Here is a 22,066-nt window from a genome sequence, read left to right as displayed (position 1 = left end):
CCCTCGGGCCACCGGCTCCGCGAAAACCCGTTGGCGGGCCATCGCGACCGTTGCTACTTTTCTGGCGGCCGTGCAGGAGAACGAGGAGGTGGTACCCGTGAACGCAGTATCGACATGGGTGCTCCCCTCCGGGGTCGCGGTCGGGCGATAGGTCGTCCGGGAGCGCCGTTCAAGCGCACTCCCGAAAGGCACGACCATGCACTTCACTTCCGAGCAGCTCCTCGAAGACGGCGTCCTCGAACGCGAATTCACCCTCGGCGAGATCCCCGGCACCCTGTGGACGCCCGCATCCGCCGCACCGGCCCCGTTGATCCTGATGGCCCACAACAACGGCATGTCCAAGGCGCAACCGCGGCTCGTGGCCCGGGCCCGCTACACCGCGGCGCGTGGCTATGCGGTGGCCGGCATTGACGCCGCCGGGTGCGGTGACCGGCCCCGCTCAGCCGCGGACGACCGGGCCCGCGCCGACCTCCGCCGGGCGATGCAGGCCGGCGAGCCGGTCGACGGGATCTTCGAGTCCTTCGTCGGCCCGCTGGTCCACAAGGCGGTCCCGGACTGGCAGACCGCCCTGGACGCCCTCCTCGCGCTGCCCGAGATCGGCGGCCCGGTCGGGTACTCGGGGTGGATGGCCGTCGGCATCCGCCTCGCCGCGGTCGATCCGCGCATCGCGGCCGCCGGGTTCTTCGCCGGGGGATACGTGCCCCACGCCCAGCGCGAGGAGGCCCGGCAGATCACCATTCCGCTGCTGATCCTGCTCCAGTGGGACGACGAGGGGAACCCCCGCCAACGGGCCCTGGACCTGTTCGACGCCTTCGGCAGCAAGGAAAAGACACTGCACGCCAACATGGGCGGTCACACCGGCACCCCGTGGTTCGAGTTGGAGGACGGGGACCGCTTCTTCGGCCGACACCTGAAGTGACACCTGAGGTGACGCCGAGCCACCGGGCCGACAGCGGACGCCAGCTGCCGGCTCGGTGCCGGGCGGACAGGGTTGATCGTGGAACTCTCCCCGCGTGAGCGGATACGGGTCGGTGGCCTGGAAGCCTTCGCCGAGTTGTTCGGTGCGCACACCGGATTCCACCGCCTCGTCCGCGGTCACCACCCGGTGTGCAGCAGATGGTTCAGGAGCAGCGCGAGTACCGCCTGGGCGGTGAGCCAGGCGCGGGGATGAGGGAGGAACGCGCAGGCCGGGAGCAGCCACAGCGCGAACGGGAGCCAGATGCGTTCCGTCTCCGCCTTGCTCATGCCGGACAGATCGGCGACCAGCAGGGCGAGGAGGGCGGCGGACACGAGGAGCGCGAGGCGGGCATCGGCGGTCCGGTAGGCCCGGGGGGTCCGGTAGGACCGAGGAGACCGGGGGGAGGCGTCGGCGCGGTGTCGCAGGAGCGCCGCGCCGGTCCGCCGCAGGCCCGCCGCCGTCGCCAGGCCCGTGATGAGCACCGTGCAGGCGAGGTTGGCCCACACCCAGTAGCCGTAGGGACGGATACCGCCCGCGCCCTGGTAGTAGCGCGTGACCAGCAGGTGGTACGCCTCCCACCAGTCGAACCCGGCGAGCGTGAACGCCGTCGGGACCACGGCCAGTCCGGCGAACAGCGGCACCAGCAGGGCGGGACGCCCCCGGATGCCGTCCCGGCCGAGCACCAGGACCGCTGCCGCGATCAGGGCGACGAGCGTGAGGCCGTACGACAGATAGCAGGTCAGGCCGAATAGCAGCCCGGACGCCCCCGCCCACCACAGGGACCGGCCGGTGAGCGCCAGTGCCAGCAGTGCCACCGCCCACGCCGCCACCGCCGCGAAGTACGCGTCGGCCGAGGCACCCAGCCACACGGCGGCCGGGGCCAGGACGAGGAAGGGGGCCGCCCTGCGCGCGAGTGCCTCGTCGGCCATGGCGCGGATCGTGACCAGCACGGCCACACAGGCCGTCGCCCCGAGGGTGACGCACCACATCCCGGCCCAGCCGCCGCCGTGCAGCCCGATCCGGTCGAGCAGGACGAAGGTGACGGTGGCCGCGGGCGGGTGGCCGGCGACGTGGGCGGGCCAGTTGTCGGGGGACTGGAGAAGGATGTGCTGGGTGAAGTCCCGCAGGGCGGCCGGGATGTCGTCGAAGCGGTCGATGACCTGGAGGTACTCGTGGCGGGTGGTGAGCCTGTCCGCGATGCCGCGCTGCCAGCCGTCGATCAGGGCGAGGGAGAAGATCCAGGCCGTGGCCGTGCCCCAGGCCACCGGCAGCAGGGCCCGCCAGGGGAGACGGGCCGCGAGGCCGGGACCGTACGCCACGACGGCGACGGCCAGCAGGACGGCCGCCGGAGTGCCGGGGCCCAGGTGGGGTCCCCAGGACGCCAACAGCGGGGGCCAGTCGACGAAGAGCGTGTGGTCGGCCCCTTGGATATGGCGGCCGACCAGCACGGCCGCCGTCACGAGCAGCGTGGCGGCCCCGGCGGCGTACAGGTCGCGTCGGACACCGCGGGGCATGTCGGAGCGCGCGGTGTCGGGCTCGGCGGAGGGCAGGGTGCGGATCACACGGGAACGCTAGGCCGCGTGGCCGGTCCCGGACCGCCGTCCGGGCCTGATGTCAGCGTTTCGTCATGGGTCGAGCACCCTTTCGCGGGGCGCTCCCGGCCTACCGTCAGGACATGCGCGACCCCGACAGCCCACGGATCCCCCGGCGAGCCGAGCCACGGCTCCCCCTGCGATCCGACCCACGGCTCCCCTCCACGCCCGGCTTCTGGCGCAGCCCGCTGCGCGGCCCCTGGTTCACCTCGGTGCTGGGCCTCGTCCTGCTGGTCGGCATCACCGTGCTGTTCGTGACGGGCCTGGTCTCGTACGCCGCCTACAACCCGGACCTGGCGCCGGTGAACGACAAGACGCCGGACAAGGGGATCCTCGGCTTCTACCTCTTCTCCTGGCCGACCGACCCGCACTGGCTGTACCGGCTCAACCAGGGCGTCCACGTCACCCTGGGCATCACCCTGATCCCCGTCCTGCTCGCCAAGCTGTGGTCCGTGGTGCCGAGACTGTTCGCGCTGCCGCCGGCCCGCTCGCTCGCGCACGCCCTGGAACGGATCTCGCTGCTGCTCCTGGTGGGCGGCGGGCTGTTCGAGTTCGTGACCGGTGTGCTCAACGTCCAGCTCGACTATGTCTTCCCCGGCTCCTTCTATCCGCTGCACTTCTACGGAGCGTGGGTGTTCTTCGCCGCGTTCGTCGCCCACGCGCTGCTGAAAATGCCGATCGCGCTGCGCAATCTGCGGCACCTGCGGGAGGAGAAGAACGACCTGGTCTCCCCGCGCCCCGCCGAGCCGACCGTCTCCCGGCGGGGTGCCCTGTGGTTCGTCGGGGGCGGCTCGCTGCTGCTGTTCGCCACGACGGTGGGGCAGAACTTCGACGGTCCGCTGCGGCGCACGGCCTTCCTCGCACCCCATGGCGGCGGCGAACCCGGCAGTGGCCCGAACGGCTTCCAGATCAACAAGACGGCGGCGTACGCCGGGATCGACGCGGCTCAGACCGACGAGGACGCATGGCGGCTGGTCGTGACGGGACGCACGGGCACCGTCCGCCTGAGCCGGAGTGAACTGCTTCAACTCCCCCTGCACAGCGCGGCGTTGCCCATCGCCTGCGTGGAGGGCTGGTCGACGTCGGACCAGTGGTGGCGCGGGGTACGGCTGCGCGACCTCGCGGCGCTCGTCGGGTACGACACGGACCCGCCCGACGTGTTCGTCGAGTCCCTCCAGCGACACGGCGCCTTCCGGAAAGCCGCCCTGCGCGCCAACCAGGTGGCCGACCCGCATTCCCTGCTCGCGCTGTACGTCAACGGCGAGGAGCTGTCCCCCGACCACGGCTACCCGGCGCGGATCATCGTGCCCGCGGCGCCCGGTGTGCTCAACACCAAGTGGGTGGCCCGGATGACGTTCGGAGACCTGTGATGTCGATGAGCCGGCTGCGGATCCCGGTCGGAAGCCCCGTCCAACTCCTGCTCCTCGCCTGCTCGTTCGCGCTCGCCGCCTACGCGGGCGTACGGCTGCTCGCGGACGACTGGTTCGGCGTGGCGCTGTGGTTCGTGGGCGCGGCGCTGCTGCACGACCTCGTGCTGCTGCCCTTGTACGCGGTGGCGGACCGGGCGGTCGTACGAGGACTCGGCGCGGTCCGGCGCCGGGAGTGGGTGCCGTACGTGCGCGTACCGGCGGCCCTGTCCGGGCTGCTCCTGCTCGTGTGGTTCCCGCTGATCAGCGGGATGGTGGAGCGGCGCTACCGGTCCGGCACCGGGTTGCCGGCGGATGTGTTCCTCGCCCGCTGGCTGCTGATCACCGCCGTCCTCTTCGGCGGCTCGGCGCTGCTGCTGGCGCTGCGGCTGCGCAGGGCTGCGAAGCGCCGTCCGCCGGCCGTCCACTGACCGGCCTCGTCCCAGCCCTGTGCGTACCGCAACAGCGCCCGCGTGCCGAGCCGTGCCCAGGGGAACGGGTCGTCGGCCCCGTTCCCGGTGCCGGTGAGATCGACGACCTGTACCTGGGCGCGTTCGTCGACGTCCACCGGAGCGGTCTCGGCGATCAGCAGGCCGCCGGGGCGCAGGAGCCCGGCCACCCGGTCCAGCAGGGCGCGCGGGTCGCCGCCGATGCCGACGTTGCCGTCCATGAGCAGGACGGTGCCCCAGCGGCGCTCGCCGGGCAGCGGCTCGAAGACCGAGCGCCGCAGCGCCTGACCCCCGCGCCGCACCGTCTGGTCGACGGCGGCCTCGCTGATGTCGATGCCGAGGACGGCCCGGCCCCGGGCGGCGAGTTCCGCCACCAGCCGTCCGGGCCCGCACCCCACGTCCAGGACGGTGCCCTCGCACCGGTCCAGCACCGCCCGGTCGACCGCGTCGGCCCGGGCACACCAGCGCTCCACCTCCAGCGGCAACAGCCAGCCGTCGGTGCGACGCAGGAACAGCGGTCCCCGGCCGGTGCTCAGGGCCGCGGCATAGGGGGTTGCGGTCGCCCAGGCCGGGGCGGTGACGGGAGGGGTGCTCATCGGGGAGGGGCCGGGCGCGGATTCGGCTGCGCGGCGGGCCGGGGGCGCGGATGCGGATGGGCGCCTGCTCGGTGGGCCGACGGGGACCCCGGCCCATCAGTCGGCAGGGAGCCCCGCCCATCGGCCGCCCGGGAACCCGTGGCCGACCGGGAGCCCGGTCGGTCGTATGGTGGCGAGCCCGGTCGGTCGGTAGTTGGCGAGTCCGGTTGGTCGGCAGATGGTGAGCCTGCCTCGGTGGCCGACGGCGAGTCGAACCCCGTGAAGGGCAGCGAGAGCGCCCCCGTGACCGGCCCCGCCCCCGCCCCCGTCACCGCCGTACACCTCCCCAACCGTGCCGCGAAGCGCCCCCGTGGGGCCAGGGCGGCGACGGCGTGGGCGTCGGCGGCGGTGTCGACGTCGCGCAGGCGCGGCAGGTCGCGTACCCGCAGGCCGGCGGTGATGAGCCGGCCCCGTTGGACCGCGCCCGTCGTGGACGTGGACATGGGGACGCCCCGCAGCAGGGCGGGGTCGGGGCTCGCCAGGCCGAGGGCCCAGAAGCCGCCGTCCTCCGCGGGGCCGAACCACGCGTCGCAGTCGGCGAAGTCCACGGTGAGCAGCTCCGGCGTCACCTGTGGGGTGTCCATGCCGATGAGCAGGGCCGGGCCGTCGCAGTGCGCGAAGGCATCCGCCAGCCGCGCGTCCAGCCCGCCCCCGCACTGCGGTACGACGTCGAAGCCGGGCGGCAGCCAGGGGCCGGGCGTGCCGTCGAGGTAGAGGACGCGCCGGGAGGCGGGCGTGGCCGCGACGGTGCGCAGGGTGTCCGCGAGGGCCGCCTCGGCCAGCGAGGCCGCCTCCGTGGGCGTGAACGGCGGCGTGAGCCGGGTCTTGACCCGGCCGGGCCGCGGCTCCTTGGCGATGACCAGGAGCGTGGGCAACCAACTCGATGCGCTCGACGGACTCGACGCACTGGATGGGCTCGACGGACTTGATGCACTCGATGAACTCAACGGACGGTTCCTCCTCCGTGTGCCGGGGCCTCGCTCAGCACGCGGCTCATGTCCCGTACGGCCTGCCAGGTCCCCCGCCAGGTGCCCGTCACCTTCGAGGCCCCGGTGCGCGGCAGGTAGGGAACGTCGTGCTCGGCGATCCGCCAGCCGGCGTCGGCCGCGCGGACGACCATCTGCAGCGGGTAGCCGCTGCGCCGGTCGGTGAGGCCGAGGGCGAGCAGCGGCTCGCGGCGGGCGGCACGCAGCGGACCGAGGTCGTGCAGGCGCAGCCCGGTACGGCGGCGCAGCATCCGCGCGAGCGCGAGGTTGCCGGCGCGGGCGTGCGCGGGCCACGCGCCCGGGCCCTGCGGACGCCGCCGCCCGAGCACCAGGTCGGCCTCGCCGTCCCGCACTTCGCGGACGAAGGGGACGAGGAGCGACGGGTCGAGGGAGGCATCGCAGTCGCAGAAGCACACCACGTCGGCGGTGGCGGCCCGCAGCCCGGCGTCGCAGGCCGCGCCGAAGCCCCGGCGCGGCTCGTGCACGACGGTCGCGCCGAGCGCGCGGGCGATCCGGTCGGAGCCGTCGGTGGAACCGTTGTCGACGACGAGCGCACGCCAGCCCGGCGGGATCCGCCGGAGCACCCAGGGCAGGGCCTCGGCCTCGTTCAGGCAGGGCAGCACCACGTCGACGTCTGAAGGTGTCGTCGTCACGGTCTCACCCTACGAACGCGAATCGGGCATAACGGACTTCCGCTCCTTACGAAACGCGGACGTCGGAGCGGTGGCGCTGCCCGGGCACGACGTCGGCGGGCGCTCGGTGCCAGGCTGGAGGCATGCAGCAGCAGCCGTATCAGCACGAGGAGACCGAGGGCGGACCCTCCCGGATCTCCCGGATCCTGGTCGTCGACGACGACCCGACCGTCGCCGAGGTCGTCGCCGGGTATCTGGACCGCGCCGGGTACGTGGTCGACCGCGCCGACGACGGCCCGACGGCCCTCACCCGTGCCGCCGCCCACTGGCCCGACCTGGTCGTCCTCGACCTGATGCTGCCCGGCATGGACGGCCTGGAGGTGTGCCGGCGGATCCGGGGGCACGGGCCGGTCCCGGTCATCATGCTCACCGCCCGCGGCGACGAGGACGACCGCATCCTGGGCCTGGAGGTCGGCGCCGACGACTACGTCACCAAACCCTTCAGCCCGCGCGAGCTGGTGCTGCGCGTGGAGTCGGTGCTGCGCCGCAGCAGGCCCGCCGCGACCGGGCAGCGGCTGGGCGCGGCCGGGCTGACGGTCGACCCGGCGGCCCGCCGGGCCACCAAGAACGGCGCCGAACTCGCCCTGACCCTGCGGGAGTTCGACCTGCTCTCGTTCTTCCTGCGGCATCCGGGACGGGCGTTCGGCCGCGAGGACCTCATGCGTGAGGTGTGGGGCTGGGACTTCGGCGATCTGTCGACCGTCACGGTGCACGTCCGCCGTCTGCGCGGCAAGGTCGAGGACGACCCGGCCCGCCCTCGCCTCATCCAGACCGTGTGGGGCGTGGGCTACCGCTTCGAACCGGGTGGTGAGTGAGCATGGGGGACACCCTTCTCATCGCGGTCTACGCCTTCGCCGGTGCCGCCGCCACCGGGCTGGCCGGGGCGGCCGTACTGCGCCTGATCCGGCGCCGCTCGCTCACCGCGTCCCTCGCGGTGGTCGCGGCGGTCGGGGTCGTCGCGATGCTCGCGGGCACGCTGGCCGTGGCATGGGCGATGTTCCTGAACACGCACGACCTGACCGTCGTCACGACCGTCGTCGCCATGGCGGCCGTGGTCTCGGTGGCCACCGCTCTCCTCCTGGGCCGCTGGGTCGTGGCCCGCAGCCGCGAACTCGCGGTCGCGGCACGGTCGTTCGGCGACGGCGGGAGCTTCGCCGCCCCCGACGGCCCGACGACCGCCGAACTCCAGTCACTGAGCCGCGAGTTGGCGGCCACCAGCGCCCGGCTCGCCGAATCCCGGGAGCGGGAACGCGCACTGGAGACCTCCCGGCGCGAACTCGTCGCCTGGATCTCGCACGACCTGCGCACCCCGCTCGCCGGCCTGCGCGCCATGTCGGAGGCCCTGGAGGACGGCGTCGCCGCCGACCCCGACCGCTATCTGAAGCAGATCCGCACCGAGGTGGAACGCCTCAACGACATGGTCGGCGACCTCTTCGAACTCTCCCGCATCCACGCCGGCACGCTGCCGCTGTCGTACGCCCGTATCTCGCTCTACGACCTGGTCGGCGACGCCCTCGCGGGGGCCGACCCGCTCGCCCGGGAGCACGGGGTGCGGCTGGTGGGCGGGCGGATCGAGCCGGTGCCGGTGGAGGTGGACGGCAAGGAGATGAGCCGGGTGCTCGGCAATCTGCTGGTCAACGCGATCCGCCGGACCCCGGCCGACGGCACGGTCGCGATCGCCGCCGAGCGCGGGACCGACGGCGCCGTGGTGCTGTCCGTGACGGACGGCTGCGGCGGCATCCCCGAGGAGGACCTGCCCCGCGTCTTCGACACCGGCTGGCGCGGCACGCACGCGCGAACGCCCCCGGCGGGCGCCGGCCTGGGCCTAGCCATCGTCCGGGGCATCGTCGAGGCACACCAGGGGCGGGCCACCGTACGCAACATCCCCGGCGGCTGCCGCTTCGAGGTGGTACTGCCCGCCGCCGCTTCCTGAACACGGGCAGCACCACCGGTCTCATGGACCCCCTGGCCCCCGGGGACCTACGCGTCCCGCATCCCGGCTCGCGCGAACTCCGCCATGCCCTCGGTGAACCCGACCTCCGGCTTCCACCCCAGCGCGTCCCGCAGCCGGGCCGAGTCGGCGGTGATGTGGCGTACGTCCCCGAGCCGGTACTCGCCCGTGACGACCGGTTCCGGCCCGCCGTACGCGGCGGCCAGCGCCCGCGCCATCTCGCCGACGGTGCGCGGGTCGCCGCTGCCGGTGTTGTACGCCGTGAGCGCACCCGGGGCGGACTCCGCCTCCAAGGCCACCGCACCCGCCGCCGCCACGTCCCGCACATGCACGAAGTCCCGCCGCTGCCGCCCGTCCTCGAACACACGCGGTGCCTCGCCCCGGGCGAGCGCGGAGCGGAAGAAGGAGGCGACCCCGGCGTACGGGGTGTCGCGGGGCATCCCGGGGCCGTACACGTTGTGGTAGCGCAGCGACACCGCCGAGCCGCCGGTGCCGCGGGCCCAGGCGGCGGCCAGGTACTCCTGGGCGAGCTTGGTCGTGGCGTACACGTTCCGGGGATCGGCCGGGGCGTCCTCATCGACCAGGCCGGGGGAGAGGTCCGTCCCGCACACCGGGCACGGCGGCTCGAACCGGCCCGCGTCGAGGTCGGCGACGGTACGCGGCCCGGGCCGTACGACCCCGTGCCGCGGGCACTCGTAGCGCCCCTCCCCGTAGACGACCATCGACCCGGCCAGCACCAGCCGCCCTACGCCCGCCTCCGCCATGGCGGCGAGCAGCACGGCGGTTCCCAGGTCGTTGCGCGAGACGTACTCCGCCGCGTCGGCGACCCCGTTGCCGAGCCCGACCATCGCGGCCTGGTGGCAGACGGCGTCGACCCCGGCGAGGGCGCGGCCGACGGCCGCCGGGTCCCGCACATCGGCGCCGGGATCCTTCCGCACGTCGAACACGAGCGGCTCGTGCCCGCGCGCCGCCAGCGCCTGCACCACATGGGACCCGATGAACCCGGCACCGCCGGTGACCAGTACACGCATACGGCCACGCTAGGCCCGCTCCGGCGCCGCACCACGGGAGCGCGCCAGTACGTCATGACTCCGTAAGGCATGTCCGCAAGGCATGTCCGCCGGCATGAGGGCGTGCGTCGGACCGGGACAAAACGGAATCCACGCGAGACGCTGCCCCCATGACACCCTCACAGACCCCCGATGCCGCCACCGAAGCCGCCATCGATACGGCCTCCGATGACACGTACCGCTTCGACGACCTGACCGCCCTCTACATCAACTGCACCCTCAAACCGTCCCCGCACCTCAGCCACACCCAGGGCCTGATCGACAAGAGCGCGGAGATCATGATGGCGCGCGGGGTCACCACATCCGAGATCCGGGCCGTCGACCACGACATCGCACCCGGCGTCTACCCGGACATGACTGAACACGGCTTCGCCACCGACGAATGGCCCGCACTGTACGAGCGGGTGATGGCCGCGGACATCCTGGTCATCGCCGGGCCGATCTGGCTGGGCGACAACAGCTCCGTGACGAAGAAGGTGATCGAGCGCCTCTACGCCTGTTCCAGCCTCCTCAACTCACAAGGGCAGTACGCCTACTACGGCCGCGTCGGCGGCTGTCTGATCACCGGCAACGAGGACGGGGTCAAGCACTGCGCGATGAACGTCCTCTACAGCCTCCAGCACCTCGGCTACACGATCCCGCCCCAGGCGGACGCCGGCTGGATCGGCGCGGCCGGTCCCGGACCGTCGTACCTCGACCCCGGCTCGGGCGGCCCGGAGAACGACTTCACCAACCGCAACACCAGCTTCATGACGTGGAACCTGATGCACCTCGCCGCCCTGCTGAAGCGTGCCGGCGGCGTCCCCGCGTTCGGCAACCAGCGCTCGCAGTGGGACGCCGGCTGCCGCCCGGGCGCGGACAACCCCGAGCACCGCTGACGGGACCCTGGGGGCGTACGGACGTAAGGTTTTCGTCATCGGCCGGGCGCCCCGGACGCCCGCGCCCGTCTGTTGAATGGGGAGCCAGGACGGGTGACTCCCAGGAGGCGGGCGGTATGGGGCGGGTGCGGGCGTGGACAAGGCCGTGGGTGGTCGGTCTGCTGGTGGTGGCGGCTGCCGGGGTCGGCTTCGGGCTGTACTGGTTCCAGCCGTGGAAGCTGTGGCAGGACGAGACGGTTCAGGAGGCCTTCCCCGGAACCGCGGCCGCCTCGAAGGCACCCGTCGCGCCGCCGTCGCCCGGGGCGTCCTCCGCCCCGGCTGCCCCCGATGCCTCCGCTGCTCCGGCCTCCCCGGCGGGACCGGTGACGGTGGCGGGCGGTGAGCTGATCAGCCACGAGCACACGACGTCCGGCACGGCGAAGCTCGTACGGCTGGCCGACGGATCCCACATCGTGCGGCTGGAGAACCTCGACACCAGCAACGGTCCTGACCTGCGCGTCTGGCTGACTGACGCCCCCGTGCGGGAGGGCCGCTCCGGCTGGCACGTCTTCGACGACGGCAAACACATCAGCCTCGGCAGGCTCAAGGGCAACAAGGGCAGCCAGAACTACACCGTGCCCGAGGACATCGACCCGGCCCGGTACCGCAGCGTCAGCATCTGGTGCGACCGCTTCGACGTCTCCTTCGGCGCCGCCGAACTCACCCGGGCCCCGGAACCCGCCAGATGATCGTCACCTGTTCGTCCAGCGGTTGACTCGGTCTCTCGCAGCACATTGATCGAACGGGCGAGGAGGCTCGGCTCCTTCGCCAGTCGGCGGACGATGGCCCGGGAGGCGGTCAGGCCGTGGGCCGGGCGTGTCCCCTTGCCGCCAGTACGAGGCACACCGCCGCCAGCGGCAGCTCCGCGCCGAGTGCCATGGCCGCCGCCGAGACCTGGTCCGCGCCCGGTGCCGCCGTCATCGTGTCGAACCAGGCGTCGACCACCAGCAGCGTGGCGGCGGCGGTGGCCGTGAGCGGCTGCAGGCGGTGGCCTCGTACGGCCAGCAGTCCCGTGGCTATCAGGGCCACCGCCTCCGCGGCGTCCAGGCCGATCCAGACGGTGCGCCAGTTCGAGGCAACGGCCGCCGCGGGCAGGCTGTTGGCCAACACGGCCAGCCAGGGCAGCAGGGCCAGCCCGCAGGCGACCGGGACGTATTCCATCCGGTACCGGCGGCGCACCCGCCACAGGGGCGACCCGCCCTCGACACCACGTGGTTGACGGGTGATCAGCGCGCTCATCTGCTCGGACTCCTCGCGTTCGTGGTTCCCCTTCATGGCCTCCAGCCTCGACCGCGCGGCGATCACAGTCAGTAACGCAGATGTCCGTCTTGGGGGTGGCACCAACTACACCCCCAAGACGGACGCTTACGTCATGGACCACTCCTGACCTCGGCACTTACCGTTCCCTCATGCACATAACCGCCCGCCTGCGGCGCGTGATCCAGTGGCCGTTCCAGGGCGCCGGACGCCCGGTCGCGTTCATCGTCACCGGGGTTCTGATCCAGCTCGCCGTCCTGGTCGTCATGGCGCTGCCATGGATCTTCTTCGTCCCGGAGGCGTTGGCGGCGGTCCTCCTCGCGGTTCTCGTCCCGCTCGCCGCCGTCGTGTCGGCCGGGCCGTTGCTGACCGAGGCCCAGCGCGCCCGCTTCCGTACCCGTCTCGGTGTGGACATCCCCTCGCCCTACCGGGGATCGCGTCCCCCGCTGCCCGAGTGGCTGCGTTCCCCGGCGGGCCGGCGGCAGCTCGGTTACCACCTGCTGTTCGGGCCGCTCCTGGCCCTCGCAGCGGTCCTCGTCCTTCTGGTGTGGGCCACGGCCGCCGTGGCCGCCTCGGTCTACGTATGGATCTGGCTCGTTCCGCCGGAGCAGCGCCTCGGCCAAGCCGGTTACACCCCCTTGGCGGCCTACGTCACCGCCGCCGGAATCGCCCTGCTCTGCGCGGCATCCTGGCTCTCCGGAGCCCTCGCCCGGCTCGACACCCGCACCGCCACGGTCCGGCTCGGGCCCAGCCGCGAGGAGCAGCTGGCGCGCCGGGTGGAGGACCTGGCCGAGAGCCGGGCGGGCCTGGTGGACGCGGTCGACGCCGAACGGCGGCGTATCGAACGCGATCTGCACGACGGTGCCCAGCAGCGGCTGGTCTCCTTGGCGGTCAACCTCGGGCTGGCCAAGGCGACGCTCGCTGACCTGACCGAGGACGCCCGCCGTGTGATCGACGAGGCGCACCGGGAGGCGAAGGAGGCGATAGAGGAGCTGAACGATCTGGTGCGCGGGCTGCACCCGGCCGTTCTGGAGGACCGTGGCCTCGACGCCGCGCTCTCGGGTATCGCGGCCCGGGCACCCATTCCGGTGGGGGTGACGGTGAACCTGCCGTCGAGGCCGTCGCCCGCGGTCGAGGCCGTCGCGTACTTCATCGTCTCCGAAGCGCTGACGAACGTGGTGAAGCACGCGCAGGCGTCGCGGGCCGAGGTCACGGTGGAGTGCGTCGGCGAGACCCTGGTTCTCGTCGTCAGCGACGACGGGGTGGGCGGCGCCGAACTCTCCGGCGGTGCCGGACCGGCCGGTGGTAGCGGACCGGCAGGCGGTGCCGGGCCGACGGGCGGTGCCGGGCCGACCGGCGGTACCGGGCTGGCCGGGCTGGTCAAGCGGGTCGCGTCGGTCGATGGCAGGCTGTCGGTCGACAGTCCCGTCGGGGGGCCGACCGTCATGACCGTGGAGTTGCCGTGCGTGCCGTGATCGCCGAGGATTCCGTCCTGCTCCGGATCGGCGTGGTCAAGGTCCTGGAGATGGCCGGGTTCGAGGTGGCCGCCGAAGTGGGCGACGCCGAGGCGCTGTTGGCGGCGGTGGAGGAACACCGGCCGGACATCGCGGTGGTGGACGTCCGGATGCCGCCCGGCTTCACGGACGAGGGGGTGCGGGCCGCGCTGGTCATCAGACAGCAGTGGCCCAGTACTGCCGTACTGCTGCTCTCCCAGTACGTGGAGGAGCGGTACGCGGCCGATCTGCTGTCCGCCCACACGTCGGGGATCGGCTACCTGCTCAAGCAACGGGTCGCGGACGTCGAGGAGTTCGCCGACACACTGCGGCGGGTGGCCGAAGGCGGCACCGCGCTGGACCCGCAAGTGGTCTCCCAGCTGCTGGTACGCCGCCACAGCGACCCGCTGGACCGCCTCACCCCGCGCGAACGCGAGGTCCTGGAGCTGATGGCGGGCGGGCGGTCCAACGCCGGCATAGCCGCGCAGCTCGTGGTCAGCGAGAGCGCGGTGGCCAAACACATCAACAGCATCCTCACCAAACTGGACCTGCCGAAGGCCGACGCGGACCACCGCCGGGTGCTCGCCGTTCTGCGCTTCCTCGGCGTGGCCTGAGGCGTCCCGGGTCCCCCCTCAGGGCCGTTCCAGAGCGCGATCTGGTTTAGATTTGAAGGTTCCTCAACTGTCACGCCTGGCATCAAATGGTTACTGAGGCGTGATACCTGCGAAATAGTCGGAGAATCGGGGGCGGAATCATGACTTCAGTCACAGCCTTCCTGATCTCGATCTGATTCTGTTGATCTCGACCACACGACACACGTGCACCCTTCCCACCTTGCTGGGAGGGGTAGTTGCGTGTGTCCAGATCTACAGCGACACGTAAACGGGGACAGATGCCCACCACTACGACCGACCGCGCCCGCTTCACCCGCGGCGCCGCCATGCTTGTCTCCGCCCTCACGGCGGGCGCGATCTTCGCCACCAGCGCCGGCGCACACGCGGCAGAAGGCACACACCGCAGCACTGTTCCGGTAGCCGTCGCCGATGAGGTTGGCGATGATGCCCAATGGGAAGCCCTGCTCAACACGATGATGTCCATACCCGAGGACGTGTTGGAACAGGGGGACGCCGCGACCATCGCCTACCTGAAGCAACAGGAGCAGAATCGGGGCCAGGCACAACTTCGTTTCGGCTGGCCCAGCTTCGGGTGCATGGGTGCGGTTGCGGTGGCCATCGGCACCAATCTGCTTCCCGCCGCGAAGATGGTGAAGATCGTGAAGGTGGCGAAGCGCGTCGGGGTCAAGCGGATCGTGAGCGCGATCAAGGCCATCCGGAAGGGCAACGGGCACACCCTCGCCAACGACCTTCAATGGGTCGGCGCCCAACTCCTGGGACTTGAAGGCGTCAAGGCAGCCTGCTCGTAGCACAGCCGGAGGAATGACATGCTGGCAGCAAACATCGTCTTCGCTTGCGAAACCCTGCTGGTCGTAGCAGGCATTATCTGGATGCTCGCAGTCGTCCGGAGCAAGGCAAGGGTCGCAGGGGCCGACCGGCCTCGACTTGGCCTCATACAGCCGACCGGAGAGCTGATCACCGCCGCGGCACTCAGCCTCGGCGCGGGGTGGGCCATTACCCGGCACTCCGTGCCCAATTTGCTGGTGCTCGCCATTCTCGGAATTGCTCTCCCCGCCATGGCAGGCATGGCACTTGCACTGATGATCCGTCAGGAAGAGTCGCCGATGCGTAGCGTACGTGGCTGGCTGGTTCTGCTCGTTCCCGTCGTCGGAGGCGCAACCGCCGGTTTGGCACCTCAGCTGTTCTGATCGGTGACCAACTGCGTCCGGCGGGGCATCGCCCCGCCGGACAAGTCTCCACGGCGCACCCGGTCGAGCATCTGCTCACCGGACGGCACGGATGGGTGGGTCAGCGCAGTCCGGCGAAGAGATCGTTCTCGGGTACGGCCGCGCCGGTGGCGTCCTGGACTCGTATGAAGGTCTCCATGCCCATCAGCTCGCCGAACCTCTCCTTGCCCATCTTGAGGAAGAAGATGTTCTCGCCCTGACTGGCGTGGGCGGCCAGCGCGTCGAACTTCTGGTCGCTGAACGCGGTGGTGTCCACCCACGTGGTGATCTCATCGTCAGGGAGGCCGATCTCGGCCATCGCGGCGGCCTCGGCGGGATCCGGCTCCGGCATGTCCGGATGAAACTCGCGCATGATCTCGCCGAACCGCTGCATGCCCGAGCGGGGCATCGTCGTCCAGTACACCTTCGGCGTCAGCGCGGTCATCTCCAGCGCCGCCATCGTGATGCGGTGGGCCTGGATGTGATCGGGGTGGCCGTAGAAGCCGTTCTCGTCGTAGGTGACGACCACATCGGGTCGGTAGTGCCGCATGAGTTCCGCGAGTCGGGCCGCGCCTTCCTCCACGGGAGTCCGCCAGAAGGATCCGGGGGCGTCGTTGCTCGGCCAGCCCATCATCCCGGAGTCGGCATAGTCCAGCATCTCCAGATCGCTGATCTTCAGGACGTCACAGCTCGCCTGGAGTTCTTGACGGCGCATCAGGGCGACGGCCGCCGGATCGTGCCCGGGATCGCCTGGCTTGGCACCCCCCGGTCCGTCACCGCAACCGCCGTCGGTACAGGTCACGAGAACCGTGCGGATGCCTTCCGCCGCGTACCGCGCGAGGACCCCTCCGGTTCCGGTGGCCTCGTCGTCGGGGTGGGCGTGCACTGCCATGAGCGTCAAGGGCCGGTCAGTCATCAAGCAGTCCTCCTGCAGAAATACGTCTTGGTCCGAGGGCGCGGCGGGCATCCCGCGATCCCGGGGGCCCAGATCCTGCCGGGGCGGACGACCTCGCGATCTCCGTGTTCCCCGCCCGTGCGGCACCGGTCCCTCGGTCGATGCAACCGCGCCGGCCGGATCAACTGTTCCCGGCGCGGCCGTTCGGTCTTCCAGACGTCGGCGCTTCAACGCGAACGAGGTACAAGCGCGACCTGCATGCCTCAGCGCCACGTCGGATCCGAGTGGGTTTCCGTACTGCCGTGGTTGTCCGTACTCACGGGCACGCGGTGGGCACGGGAGCGAGGAACGGCGGTCGGAGTCCCGTCTCGGCGGACTCTTCGCTCGACTCGGCGGACGGCGTGTCCGGCGAGAGGCGCCCGACACTCCCGTACGCCCACCGCGATCCGGTCGTTCCGAGCAGCGGTGGCCCCCGTGCGCGCCCCTGCCCGGGCAGGTCACCGCACCCCCGCCGGACGGCCGTCGCGGCGCCGCCGACGGGAGGATGCGCGACCAGTGGCCGAAAACCCGCGCCCGCCCGACCGCCGTCTGCCCGGTGTGCTTCGCTCGGTGCGGGGTAACCGCCCGTGGCGGCGGCGCGCTGTGGGCTGACGCGACCGGCGGGTCCCACGGCCGCCGCACACGCATCCGGAGACCACCGGCGAGCAAGGCCCGGACATGCACTGGGAAGCGAGGCCCGGACATACACCGGGAAGCGAATCACGGATCGCGTCCAGGAGAAGGGGCACCCGTATGCCCGTGCCGAGGTCCAAGTCCTCGTCGCCCGTAGTGGACCGGCTGACCGAGTGGTGGTCCGGGAGCACCGGTGGGCGGATCCTGACGGCCGCGTCCTGGCTGGCCGGCCCGCTGACCAGGCCCTCCACCCCCGACGACTACCTCGCCCTGCTCGACCCGCTGCTGTCCGCGCGGCACCCCGCGGGCCGGGTCGTGGCCGTGCGCGCCGAGGGTCCCGCCGCGGCCACGCTGACGATCCGGCCGGGGCGTGGCTGGAGAGGGCACCGGGCCGGGCAGTATCTGCCGGTGGGGGTGGAGATCGACGGCGTACGGCACTGGCGTACGTACTCGATCACCGCGCGACCCGGCGACCGGACCCTCACCCTCACCGTCAAGGCGGACCCCCGTGGCCGTGTCTCCCCCCATCTCGTGCACCGCACTGTGCCCGGCACCGTGCTGCGACTCGGTCCGGCGCAAGGGGAGTTCGTGCTGCCCGAGCCACCGCCCGAGCGGATGCTGTTCGTGACGGCGGGCAGCGGGATCACCCCCGTGGCGGGCATCCTCCGGACTCTCGCACAGCGGCGCCGGCCGCCCGGCGACGTCGTACTCCTGCACAGCGCGCCCGATCCCGAACAGTGCCTGTTCCGGGCCGAGTTGACCGAGCTGGCGGCCCGGTCGTCCTGGCTCCGGCTCGGACTGACCTACACGCGCGCGGACGGCCGGCTCACCCCGGAGCGCATCGCCGCGCTCTGTCCCGACTGGCGGCGGCGGCAGGCGTGGGTGTGCGGCCCGGCGGGACTGCTCGACGCGGCCGAACACCACTGGGGCGCCGCCGGCCTGGGCGGGCGGCTGCGCACGGAGCGCTTCCGGCTGACTCCGCCGCTGCCGCAGGCCGCCGACACCACCGGCGGCCGGGTGCGGTTCGACCGCAGCGGCATCGAGGCCGACGCGCCCGCGTCCGGTCCGCTGCTGGTGGCCGGTGAGCAGGCGGGCGTGACGATGCCGTACGGCTGCCGCATGGGCGTCTGCCACGGCTGCCTCGTGCCGCTGCTCGACGGCCGTGTCCGCGATCTGCGCACCGGTGAACTGCACGGAGAACCCGGCGAGTTGATCCAGACCTGCGTCAACGGAGCCGCGGGTCCGCTCGTCCTCGACGTCTAGGACCTCCCGAGGAGGCCCCTCATGGCCGCAAGTGCCCCTGCCGTCAGGCAAGTCGCCCCGACCGACGACCCGACCGTCCACCCGACCGACGAACTGGGACGTGAACTCGACCGCGTCCGTTCCGAGGTCGTCGCGGCGCGCGGCGAGAACGACGCCCACTACATCCACACGGTTCTCGCCGTGCAGCGCACCCTGGAGACCGGCGGCCGCCTCGCGCTCACCGTCTCGCTCCTGCCGCCCGCCTGGCTGGCCGGCACCGCGATGCTCACGGTCGCCAAGACGCTGGAGAACATGGAGCTGGGCCATAACGTCATGCACGGCCAGTGGGACTGGATGGGCGACCCGGCGATCCACTCGACCACCTGGGAGTGGGACTTCGCCACCCCCGCCGACGCCTGGAAACGCACCCACAACCATCTGCACCACACGTACACCAACGTCGTCGGACGCGACCGCGACCTCGGCTACACCATCCTGCGGATGAGCCCCGACCAGCCCTGGCACCCGGTGTACGCGCTCCAGCCGCTCTACGCCGCCCTGCTCGCGCCGGTCTTCGAATGGGGCATCGCGCTGTACGACCTGGAGGCGGACGCGGTGACGGCCGGCCGTAAGAGCGTGCGGTCCTTCCTCGGCGACCTCGCGGGCCTGGCCCGCAAGGCGGTGGGCCAGTTCGCCAAGGACTACGTCCTCTTCCCGCTCCTCGCCGGCCCCTCGGCCGTGCCCTGCCTCCTCGGCAACCTGACGGCGAACGCCCTGCGCAACGTCTGGGCCCACACCGTCATCTTCTGCGGCCATTTCCCCGGTGACGTAAGGACGTTCACGGAGGACGAGATCGAGGGCGAGACCCGGGGCGAGTGGTATCTGCGGCAGATCCAGGGCTCGGCGAACATCGAGGGCGGCCGGCTGCTGCACATCCTCACCGGCAACCTCAGCCACCAGATCGAGCACCACGTCTTCCCCGACCTGCCCAGCAACCGCTACGCCGAGGTCGCGCCCCGGGTGCGGGAGATCTGCGCGCGGTACGGACTGCCGTATGTCACGGGGTCTCTCCGTCAGCAGTACGCGTCGATGTGGGGGCGGGTACTGCGCCACGCGCTGCCGTAGTCCTTCCCCGCCAGGCGTCCTGGGCGCTGGCATGGGCGGGGAAGCGGTCGAGTACACCGCCGCCCAGCAGGGCGAGGTCGATCGTCGTGCTGCTGTGGACGACCCGGACCCAGCCGTGGCGGGCCCGGCAGTCGTCCCACGCCGCACACAGCGGTCCCAGGATGCTTCCGTCCGTGGAGGTCACCTCACGGAGGTCGACGATGACGAAGACGCGCCCGCACCCGATGCGGGCCTCCTCCAGGGCGTGCGCCAGGGGTGCCACGGTGGTCGGGTCCAGCATGCCGTGGGCGCGCACCATCCGGCATTCGTCGAACAGTTCGGGCGCACGGCAGGGCTCGGGCGGTTCGGGACGAGGGCACATGAGGCCCATCTCCTCTGTCCGGTCGGCGCTTCACGGCGGCTTCACGGCGGTCGGCCCGACGCCGCCCGCCGCAAGGCGTCACGCGTCCTGCGCGTCGGGGCTTCCGAGCAGTTCCGAGGCGATCTGGAGGGGGGTGCGGGCAGCCGGGGCCGAGGGCGGGACGGCCTCGGGGCGAGCGTGGCAGGTGAAGCCCAGGCGGGCCATGGCCCGGGTGACCTCGCCGCCGCTGAAGTCGCGGCGGTCCTGCCGGGTGATGACCTCGCCGACCTGCTTCACGGGATAGCGGCGGCGGCCGATGGTCACGGAGTCACCGGTGACCAGCTCGGGTTTGACACCCGCCATCGAGGCCAGCACTCCGTCCCTGGTCAGTTCGAACGGGTATCGGGCGATGACACAGCGCATGATGATGCCTCACAGGGAGAAGTCACGGGCAGAGGGAGGCGGAACCGGCGACCGGGCACGGTGCGCCGAGGATGTCCCGCAGGCGGACGCGGTCCGTGTAGGCGGAGCTGCCGCGGTGCACGACGAGTTCGGCCCGGGTGACCGAGCCGGTGCGCTCGTCGTCCCCGTCGCACAGGAGGAGACTCTCCACCCCCGCACCGGCCATGACGGACAGGGCGACCTCGACGGTCATGTCGTCACGGACCCGCAGCTCGGCCGTGTCCCGGTGGCGGGCCTTGGCCGTGAGGTGGGCGGTGGTCGGGCTTCGACGCGTCTGAACAGGTGTCACGGCTGCCTCCTGCGATACGGGTGGACGTTCTGGTCGAGACGGCCCCGGACGGGCGGTCTCGTGTCGACGGCGGACCGCCGGCACGTCACGCTGCGCGGCGCTTTCCCGCGGACCGGCCCCGGGTGGTGCGCCCGCGTCGGCCCCGGGCCGAGGCCGACGTACCGGACGCGGCCCGGCGGGCGGGCTCCGCGGCCGGCGCGGTGATGACGACCGGGATGCCGGACGGGGCCTTGGCGCCGGTGATGCGGCTCAGTTCCGCCTCTCCCGAGCGCACCGCGGTGATCGTCGGGCTGATGCCGGCCGAGGCCATCAGCCGGGCCATGTCGCGGCGTTGGCCGGGGGTCACCAGGGTGACGACACTGCCGGACTCTCCGGCGCGGGCCGTACGGCCGCCGCGATGCAGATAGTCCTTGTGGTCGCCGGGCGGATCCACATTGACGACCAGGTCGAGGTCGTCGACGTGGATGCCGCGCGCCGCGACATTGGTCGCCACCAGCGCCGTCACCTGCCCCTCCTTGAACTGGGCCAGGGTCCGGGTGCGCTGCGGCTGGGACCTGCCGCCGTGCAGGGCGGCGGCGCGGACGCCGCTGCCGAGGAGGTGCCTGGTCAGCCGGTCCACCGCGTGCTTGGTGTCCAGGAACATGATCACCCGGCCGTCGCGCGCGGCTATCTCGGTGGTCGTGCGGTGCTTGTCCGCCTCGTGCACATGGAGGACGTGGTGCTCCATCGTGGTGACGGCACCCGCGGACGGGTCGACGGAGTGGACCACCGGGTCGGTCAGATAGCGGCGGACCAGCTTGTCGACGTTGCGGTCCAGGGTGGCCGAGAAGAGCATCCGCTGGCCGCCGGGTCGCACCTGGTCGAGCAGCGCGGTGACCTGGGGCATGAACCCCATGTCGGTCATCTGGTCCGCCTCGTCCAGGACGGTGACCGCGACCTCGCCCAGCCGGCAGTCGCCCCGGTCGATGAGGTCCTTGAGCCGCCCCGGCGTCGCGACGACGACCTCGGCCCCGTTCCGCAGCGCATGCGCCTGTCTGCCGATCGACATCCCGCCGACCACGGTGGCCAGCCGCAGACTCACGGAGCGGGCGTACGGGGTGAGCGCGTCGGTGACCTGTTGGGCGAGCTCGCGGGTGGGTACCAGGATCAGGGCCAGCGGCTGCCGCGGCTCGGCTCGGCGGCCCGCCGTACGGGCCAGCACGGGGAGGCCGAAGGCGAGGGTCTTGCCGGAGCCCGTACGGCCCCGGCCGAGTACGTCACGGCCGGCCAGGGAGTTCGGCAGGGTCGCCGCCTGGATCGGGAACGGCACGCTCACGCCTTCGTGGCCGAGCGCGGCCAGCAGCGGCGCCGGCATGGCGAGTTCGGAGAACGACTCGACGGCGGGAAGCGCCGGTTCGATCGTCCTCGGCGGCGCGAACTCGGCATGGGACGCGGCAGGTTGGCCCCGGCGGCCCTGGGGACGGCGCCGGGAGCCGGTGCGGCCTGCGGAAGAGCCCTCGGAGCGGTCGTGGGTACGGGTGGTGCGTGCGGTGCGGGTGCTGCGTGACGGACGTGCTCGGTTCATACGGAACCTTCCTCGATGCGGGCGCGTATCAAGGAATTCCCGCAGCACGATGAACGGCGCAGAGAGTCGCGAGAACGGGCCGAAGACAACAGGGGAGAATCCCCCTGGAAATACAGCGAGCTGGGGCCCGCCCCCCCACGGGGGGGGCGCCCGGGGGTAAAATATGTGGCATTACCCCGCGCGCCGGCACCATGTTTTGGGCGGGGGGGGGCCGCGGGGCGGGGGGGGCCG

The 22,066-nt window shown here is 72.1% G+C and carries 22 protein-coding genes and 1 pseudogene; 12 read left to right on the top strand and 11 right to left on the bottom strand.

All coding sequences use genetic code 11. From position 1 onward, the window contains the following. The first annotated feature begins 196 nt into the window (after nucleotides 1-196). A complete protein-coding gene (locus ACFWYS_RS25715; protein ID WP_384773341.1) occupies nucleotides 197-919 on the top strand; it encodes a dienelactone hydrolase family protein in 723 nt (240 codons plus the stop codon). A 176-nt stretch (nucleotides 920-1,095) separates the two neighbouring features. Here ACFWYS_RS25715 and ACFWYS_RS25710 read toward each other — a convergent pair whose 3' ends face one another. Beyond that, nucleotides 1,096-2,472 (bottom strand): hypothetical protein, encoded by a 1,377-nt coding sequence (locus ACFWYS_RS25710; RefSeq protein ID WP_384773510.1) that lies wholly within the window; start codon nucleotides 2,470-2,472, stop codon nucleotides 1,096-1,098. A 113-nt stretch (nucleotides 2,473-2,585) separates the two neighbouring features. Here ACFWYS_RS25710 and ACFWYS_RS25705 point away from each other — a divergent pair, with 113 nt between their 5' ends. Further along, a complete protein-coding gene (locus ACFWYS_RS25705) occupies nucleotides 2,586-3,920 on the top strand; it encodes a molybdopterin-dependent oxidoreductase (RefSeq protein ID WP_384773339.1) in 1,335 nt (444 codons plus the stop codon). A gap of 322 nt (nucleotides 3,921-4,242) precedes the next feature. Here ACFWYS_RS25705 and ACFWYS_RS25700 read toward each other — a convergent pair whose 3' ends face one another. From ACFWYS_RS25700 to ACFWYS_RS25690, 3 genes and pseudogenes are all read right to left on the bottom strand, one after another. Further along, the gene (locus tag ACFWYS_RS25700) at nucleotides 4,243-5,001 is read right to left on the bottom strand and encodes a class I SAM-dependent methyltransferase (RefSeq protein WP_384773336.1); all 759 of its coding nucleotides are present in this window, start codon (nucleotides 4,999-5,001) and stop codon (nucleotides 4,243-4,245) included. A 308-nt stretch (nucleotides 5,002-5,309) separates the two neighbouring features. Beyond that, nucleotides 5,310-5,915 (bottom strand): annotated as a pseudogene (locus ACFWYS_RS25695) (DUF2064 domain-containing protein); the annotation flags it as partial. Between the two features lie 68 nt (nucleotides 5,916-5,983). Continuing rightward, nucleotides 5,984-6,679 carry a glycosyltransferase family 2 protein gene (locus ACFWYS_RS25690; protein WP_384773333.1) on the bottom strand — a complete coding sequence of 232 codons (696 nt, stop codon included), beginning with the start codon at nucleotides 6,677-6,679 and terminating at the stop codon, nucleotides 5,984-5,986. Between the two features lie 122 nt (nucleotides 6,680-6,801). Between ACFWYS_RS25690 and ACFWYS_RS25685 the strand changes: the two genes are divergently transcribed. Continuing rightward, nucleotides 6,802-7,533, top strand: coding sequence for a response regulator transcription factor (locus ACFWYS_RS25685; RefSeq protein WP_384773331.1), 732 nt, complete (start codon nucleotides 6,802-6,804; stop codon nucleotides 7,531-7,533). 2 nt (nucleotides 7,534-7,535) lie between these two features. Next, a complete protein-coding gene (locus tag ACFWYS_RS25680; protein WP_384773328.1) occupies nucleotides 7,536-8,651 on the top strand; it encodes a sensor histidine kinase in 1,116 nt (371 codons plus the stop codon). Between the two features lie 47 nt (nucleotides 8,652-8,698). Here the strand turns inward: ACFWYS_RS25680 and ACFWYS_RS25675 are convergent, their stop codons facing one another. Next, complete coding sequence (locus ACFWYS_RS25675; RefSeq protein WP_384773325.1) at nucleotides 8,699-9,700, bottom strand: NAD-dependent epimerase/dehydratase family protein; 1,002 nt, start codon at nucleotides 9,698-9,700, stop codon at nucleotides 8,699-8,701. A 149-nt stretch (nucleotides 9,701-9,849) separates the two neighbouring features. Between ACFWYS_RS25675 and ACFWYS_RS25670 the strand changes: the two genes are divergently transcribed. Both ACFWYS_RS25670 and ACFWYS_RS25665 read left to right on the top strand, forming a co-directional pair. Beyond that, nucleotides 9,850-10,617 (top strand): flavodoxin family protein, encoded by a 768-nt coding sequence (locus ACFWYS_RS25670; protein WP_384773323.1) that lies wholly within the window; start codon nucleotides 9,850-9,852, stop codon nucleotides 10,615-10,617. Nucleotides 10,618-10,733: 116 nt separating this feature from the next. Next, nucleotides 10,734-11,345 carry a DM13 domain-containing protein gene (locus ACFWYS_RS25665; RefSeq protein ID WP_384773321.1) on the top strand — a complete coding sequence of 204 codons (612 nt, stop codon included), beginning with the start codon at nucleotides 10,734-10,736 and terminating at the stop codon, nucleotides 11,343-11,345. A gap of 109 nt (nucleotides 11,346-11,454) precedes the next feature. Here the strand turns inward: ACFWYS_RS25665 and ACFWYS_RS25660 are convergent, their stop codons facing one another. After that, nucleotides 11,455-11,931: a hypothetical protein gene (locus tag ACFWYS_RS25660; RefSeq protein WP_384773319.1), complete on the bottom strand. Its 477-nt coding sequence runs from the start codon at nucleotides 11,929-11,931 to the stop codon at nucleotides 11,455-11,457. 134 nt (nucleotides 11,932-12,065) lie between these two features. On the opposite strand from ACFWYS_RS25660, the gene ACFWYS_RS25655 reads away from it, so the two are divergent. From ACFWYS_RS25655 to ACFWYS_RS25640, 4 genes are all read left to right on the top strand, one after another. Next, nucleotides 12,066-13,388 carry a histidine kinase gene (locus ACFWYS_RS25655; RefSeq protein ID WP_384773317.1) on the top strand — a complete coding sequence of 441 codons (1,323 nt, stop codon included), beginning with the start codon at nucleotides 12,066-12,068 and terminating at the stop codon, nucleotides 13,386-13,388. Further along, entirely contained in the window at nucleotides 13,376-14,020 is a 645-nt protein-coding gene (locus ACFWYS_RS25650; RefSeq protein WP_384773315.1) for a response regulator, read from the top strand. Before ACFWYS_RS25655 ends, ACFWYS_RS25650 begins: the two co-directional genes overlap by 13 nt. Nucleotides 14,021-14,298: 278 nt before the next feature. Further along, entirely contained in the window at nucleotides 14,299-14,829 is a 531-nt protein-coding gene (locus ACFWYS_RS25645; RefSeq protein WP_384773312.1) for a hypothetical protein, read from the top strand. A gap of 18 nt (nucleotides 14,830-14,847) precedes the next feature. Continuing rightward, entirely contained in the window at nucleotides 14,848-15,228 is a 381-nt protein-coding gene (locus tag ACFWYS_RS25640; RefSeq protein ID WP_384773310.1) for a hypothetical protein, read from the top strand. Between the two features lie 100 nt (nucleotides 15,229-15,328). On the opposite strand, the gene ACFWYS_RS25635 is transcribed toward ACFWYS_RS25640, so the two are convergent. Further along, nucleotides 15,329-16,162 carry a PIG-L family deacetylase gene (locus ACFWYS_RS25635; protein ID WP_384773307.1) on the bottom strand — a complete coding sequence of 278 codons (834 nt, stop codon included), beginning with the start codon at nucleotides 16,160-16,162 and terminating at the stop codon, nucleotides 15,329-15,331. 771 nt (nucleotides 16,163-16,933) lie between these two features. On the opposite strand from ACFWYS_RS25635, the gene ACFWYS_RS25630 reads away from it, so the two are divergent. Together ACFWYS_RS25630 and ACFWYS_RS25625 are read left to right on the top strand one after the other, a co-directional pair. Continuing rightward, the gene (locus ACFWYS_RS25630) at nucleotides 16,934-18,076 is read left to right on the top strand and encodes a ferredoxin reductase (RefSeq protein ID WP_384773304.1); all 1,143 of its coding nucleotides are present in this window, start codon (nucleotides 16,934-16,936) and stop codon (nucleotides 18,074-18,076) included. Between the two features lie 21 nt (nucleotides 18,077-18,097). Next, entirely contained in the window at nucleotides 18,098-19,180 is a 1,083-nt protein-coding gene (locus ACFWYS_RS25625) for a fatty acid desaturase family protein (protein ID WP_384773301.1), read from the top strand. Here the strand turns inward: ACFWYS_RS25625 and ACFWYS_RS25620 are convergent. The 4 genes from ACFWYS_RS25620 to ACFWYS_RS25605 form a co-directional block, all read right to left on the bottom strand. Next, nucleotides 19,113-19,541 carry an STAS domain-containing protein gene (locus ACFWYS_RS25620; RefSeq protein WP_384773298.1) on the bottom strand — a complete coding sequence of 143 codons (429 nt, stop codon included), beginning with the start codon at nucleotides 19,539-19,541 and terminating at the stop codon, nucleotides 19,113-19,115. The genes ACFWYS_RS25625 and ACFWYS_RS25620 overlap by 68 nt on opposite strands. A 78-nt stretch (nucleotides 19,542-19,619) precedes the next feature. Next, nucleotides 19,620-19,943 carry an SCO5918 family protein gene (locus ACFWYS_RS25615; RefSeq protein WP_384773295.1) on the bottom strand — a complete coding sequence of 108 codons (324 nt, stop codon included), beginning with the start codon at nucleotides 19,941-19,943 and terminating at the stop codon, nucleotides 19,620-19,622. A 22-nt stretch (nucleotides 19,944-19,965) separates the two neighbouring features. Continuing rightward, the gene (locus ACFWYS_RS25610; protein WP_384773293.1) at nucleotides 19,966-20,271 is read right to left on the bottom strand and encodes a hypothetical protein; all 306 of its coding nucleotides are present in this window, start codon (nucleotides 20,269-20,271) and stop codon (nucleotides 19,966-19,968) included. A gap of 85 nt (nucleotides 20,272-20,356) precedes the next feature. Beyond that, nucleotides 20,357-21,835, bottom strand: coding sequence for a DEAD/DEAH box helicase (locus ACFWYS_RS25605; RefSeq protein WP_384773290.1), 1,479 nt, complete (start codon nucleotides 21,833-21,835; stop codon nucleotides 20,357-20,359). Nucleotides 21,836-22,066: the final 231 nt, after the last annotated feature.

Origin of the sequence: Streptomyces sp. NPDC059010, assembly GCF_042740355.1 — a bacterium.
Lineage (GTDB): Bacteria > Actinomycetota > Actinomycetes > Streptomycetales > Streptomycetaceae > Streptomyces.
This window is presented reverse-complemented; position numbering and strand designations above follow the sequence as displayed.

Bases quoted from the DNA above. Each gene is read 5' to 3' on its own strand.
- ACFWYS_RS25705 (WP_384773339.1), top strand. From the start codon at position 2,586: ATGGGTCGAGCACCCTTTCGCGGGGCGCTCCCGGCCTACCGTCAGGAC.
- ACFWYS_RS25640 (WP_384773310.1), top strand. From the start codon at position 14,848: ATGCTGGCAGCAAACATCGTCTTCGCTTGCGAAACCCTGCTGGTCGTA.
- ACFWYS_RS25665 (WP_384773321.1), top strand. From the start codon at position 10,734: ATGGGGCGGGTGCGGGCGTGGACAAGGCCGTGGGTGGTCGGTCTGCTG.
- ACFWYS_RS25645 (WP_384773312.1), top strand. From the start codon at position 14,299: ATGCCCACCACTACGACCGACCGCGCCCGCTTCACCCGCGGCGCCGCC.
- ACFWYS_RS25615 (WP_384773295.1), bottom strand. From the start codon at position 19,943: ATGCGCTGTGTCATCGCCCGATACCCGTTCGAACTGACCAGGGACGGA.
- ACFWYS_RS25715 (WP_384773341.1), top strand. From the start codon at position 197: ATGCACTTCACTTCCGAGCAGCTCCTCGAAGACGGCGTCCTCGAACGC.
- ACFWYS_RS25635 (WP_384773307.1), bottom strand. From the start codon at position 16,162: ATGACTGACCGGCCCTTGACGCTCATGGCAGTGCACGCCCACCCCGAC.
- ACFWYS_RS25620 (WP_384773298.1), bottom strand. From the start codon at position 19,541: ATGTGCCCTCGTCCCGAACCGCCCGAGCCCTGCCGTGCGCCCGAACTG.
- ACFWYS_RS25685 (WP_384773331.1), top strand. From the start codon at position 6,802: ATGCAGCAGCAGCCGTATCAGCACGAGGAGACCGAGGGCGGACCCTCC.
- ACFWYS_RS25660 (WP_384773319.1), bottom strand. From the start codon at position 11,931: ATGAAGGGGAACCACGAACGCGAGGAGTCCGAGCAGATGAGCGCGCTG.
- ACFWYS_RS25700 (WP_384773336.1), bottom strand. From the start codon at position 5,001: ATGAGCACCCCTCCCGTCACCGCCCCGGCCTGGGCGACCGCAACCCCC.
- ACFWYS_RS25670 (WP_384773323.1), top strand. From the start codon at position 9,850: ATGACACCCTCACAGACCCCCGATGCCGCCACCGAAGCCGCCATCGAT.
- ACFWYS_RS25605 (WP_384773290.1), bottom strand. From the start codon at position 21,835: ATGAACCGAGCACGTCCGTCACGCAGCACCCGCACCGCACGCACCACC.
- ACFWYS_RS25630 (WP_384773304.1), top strand. From the start codon at position 16,934: ATGCCCGTGCCGAGGTCCAAGTCCTCGTCGCCCGTAGTGGACCGGCTG.
- ACFWYS_RS25710 (WP_384773510.1), bottom strand. From the start codon at position 2,472: ATGCCCCGCGGTGTCCGACGCGACCTGTACGCCGCCGGGGCCGCCACG.
- ACFWYS_RS25655 (WP_384773317.1), top strand. From the start codon at position 12,066: ATGCACATAACCGCCCGCCTGCGGCGCGTGATCCAGTGGCCGTTCCAG.
- ACFWYS_RS25680 (WP_384773328.1), top strand. From the start codon at position 7,536: ATGGGGGACACCCTTCTCATCGCGGTCTACGCCTTCGCCGGTGCCGCC.
- ACFWYS_RS25625 (WP_384773301.1), top strand. From the start codon at position 18,098: ATGGCCGCAAGTGCCCCTGCCGTCAGGCAAGTCGCCCCGACCGACGAC.
- ACFWYS_RS25675 (WP_384773325.1), bottom strand. From the start codon at position 9,700: ATGCGTGTACTGGTCACCGGCGGTGCCGGGTTCATCGGGTCCCATGTG.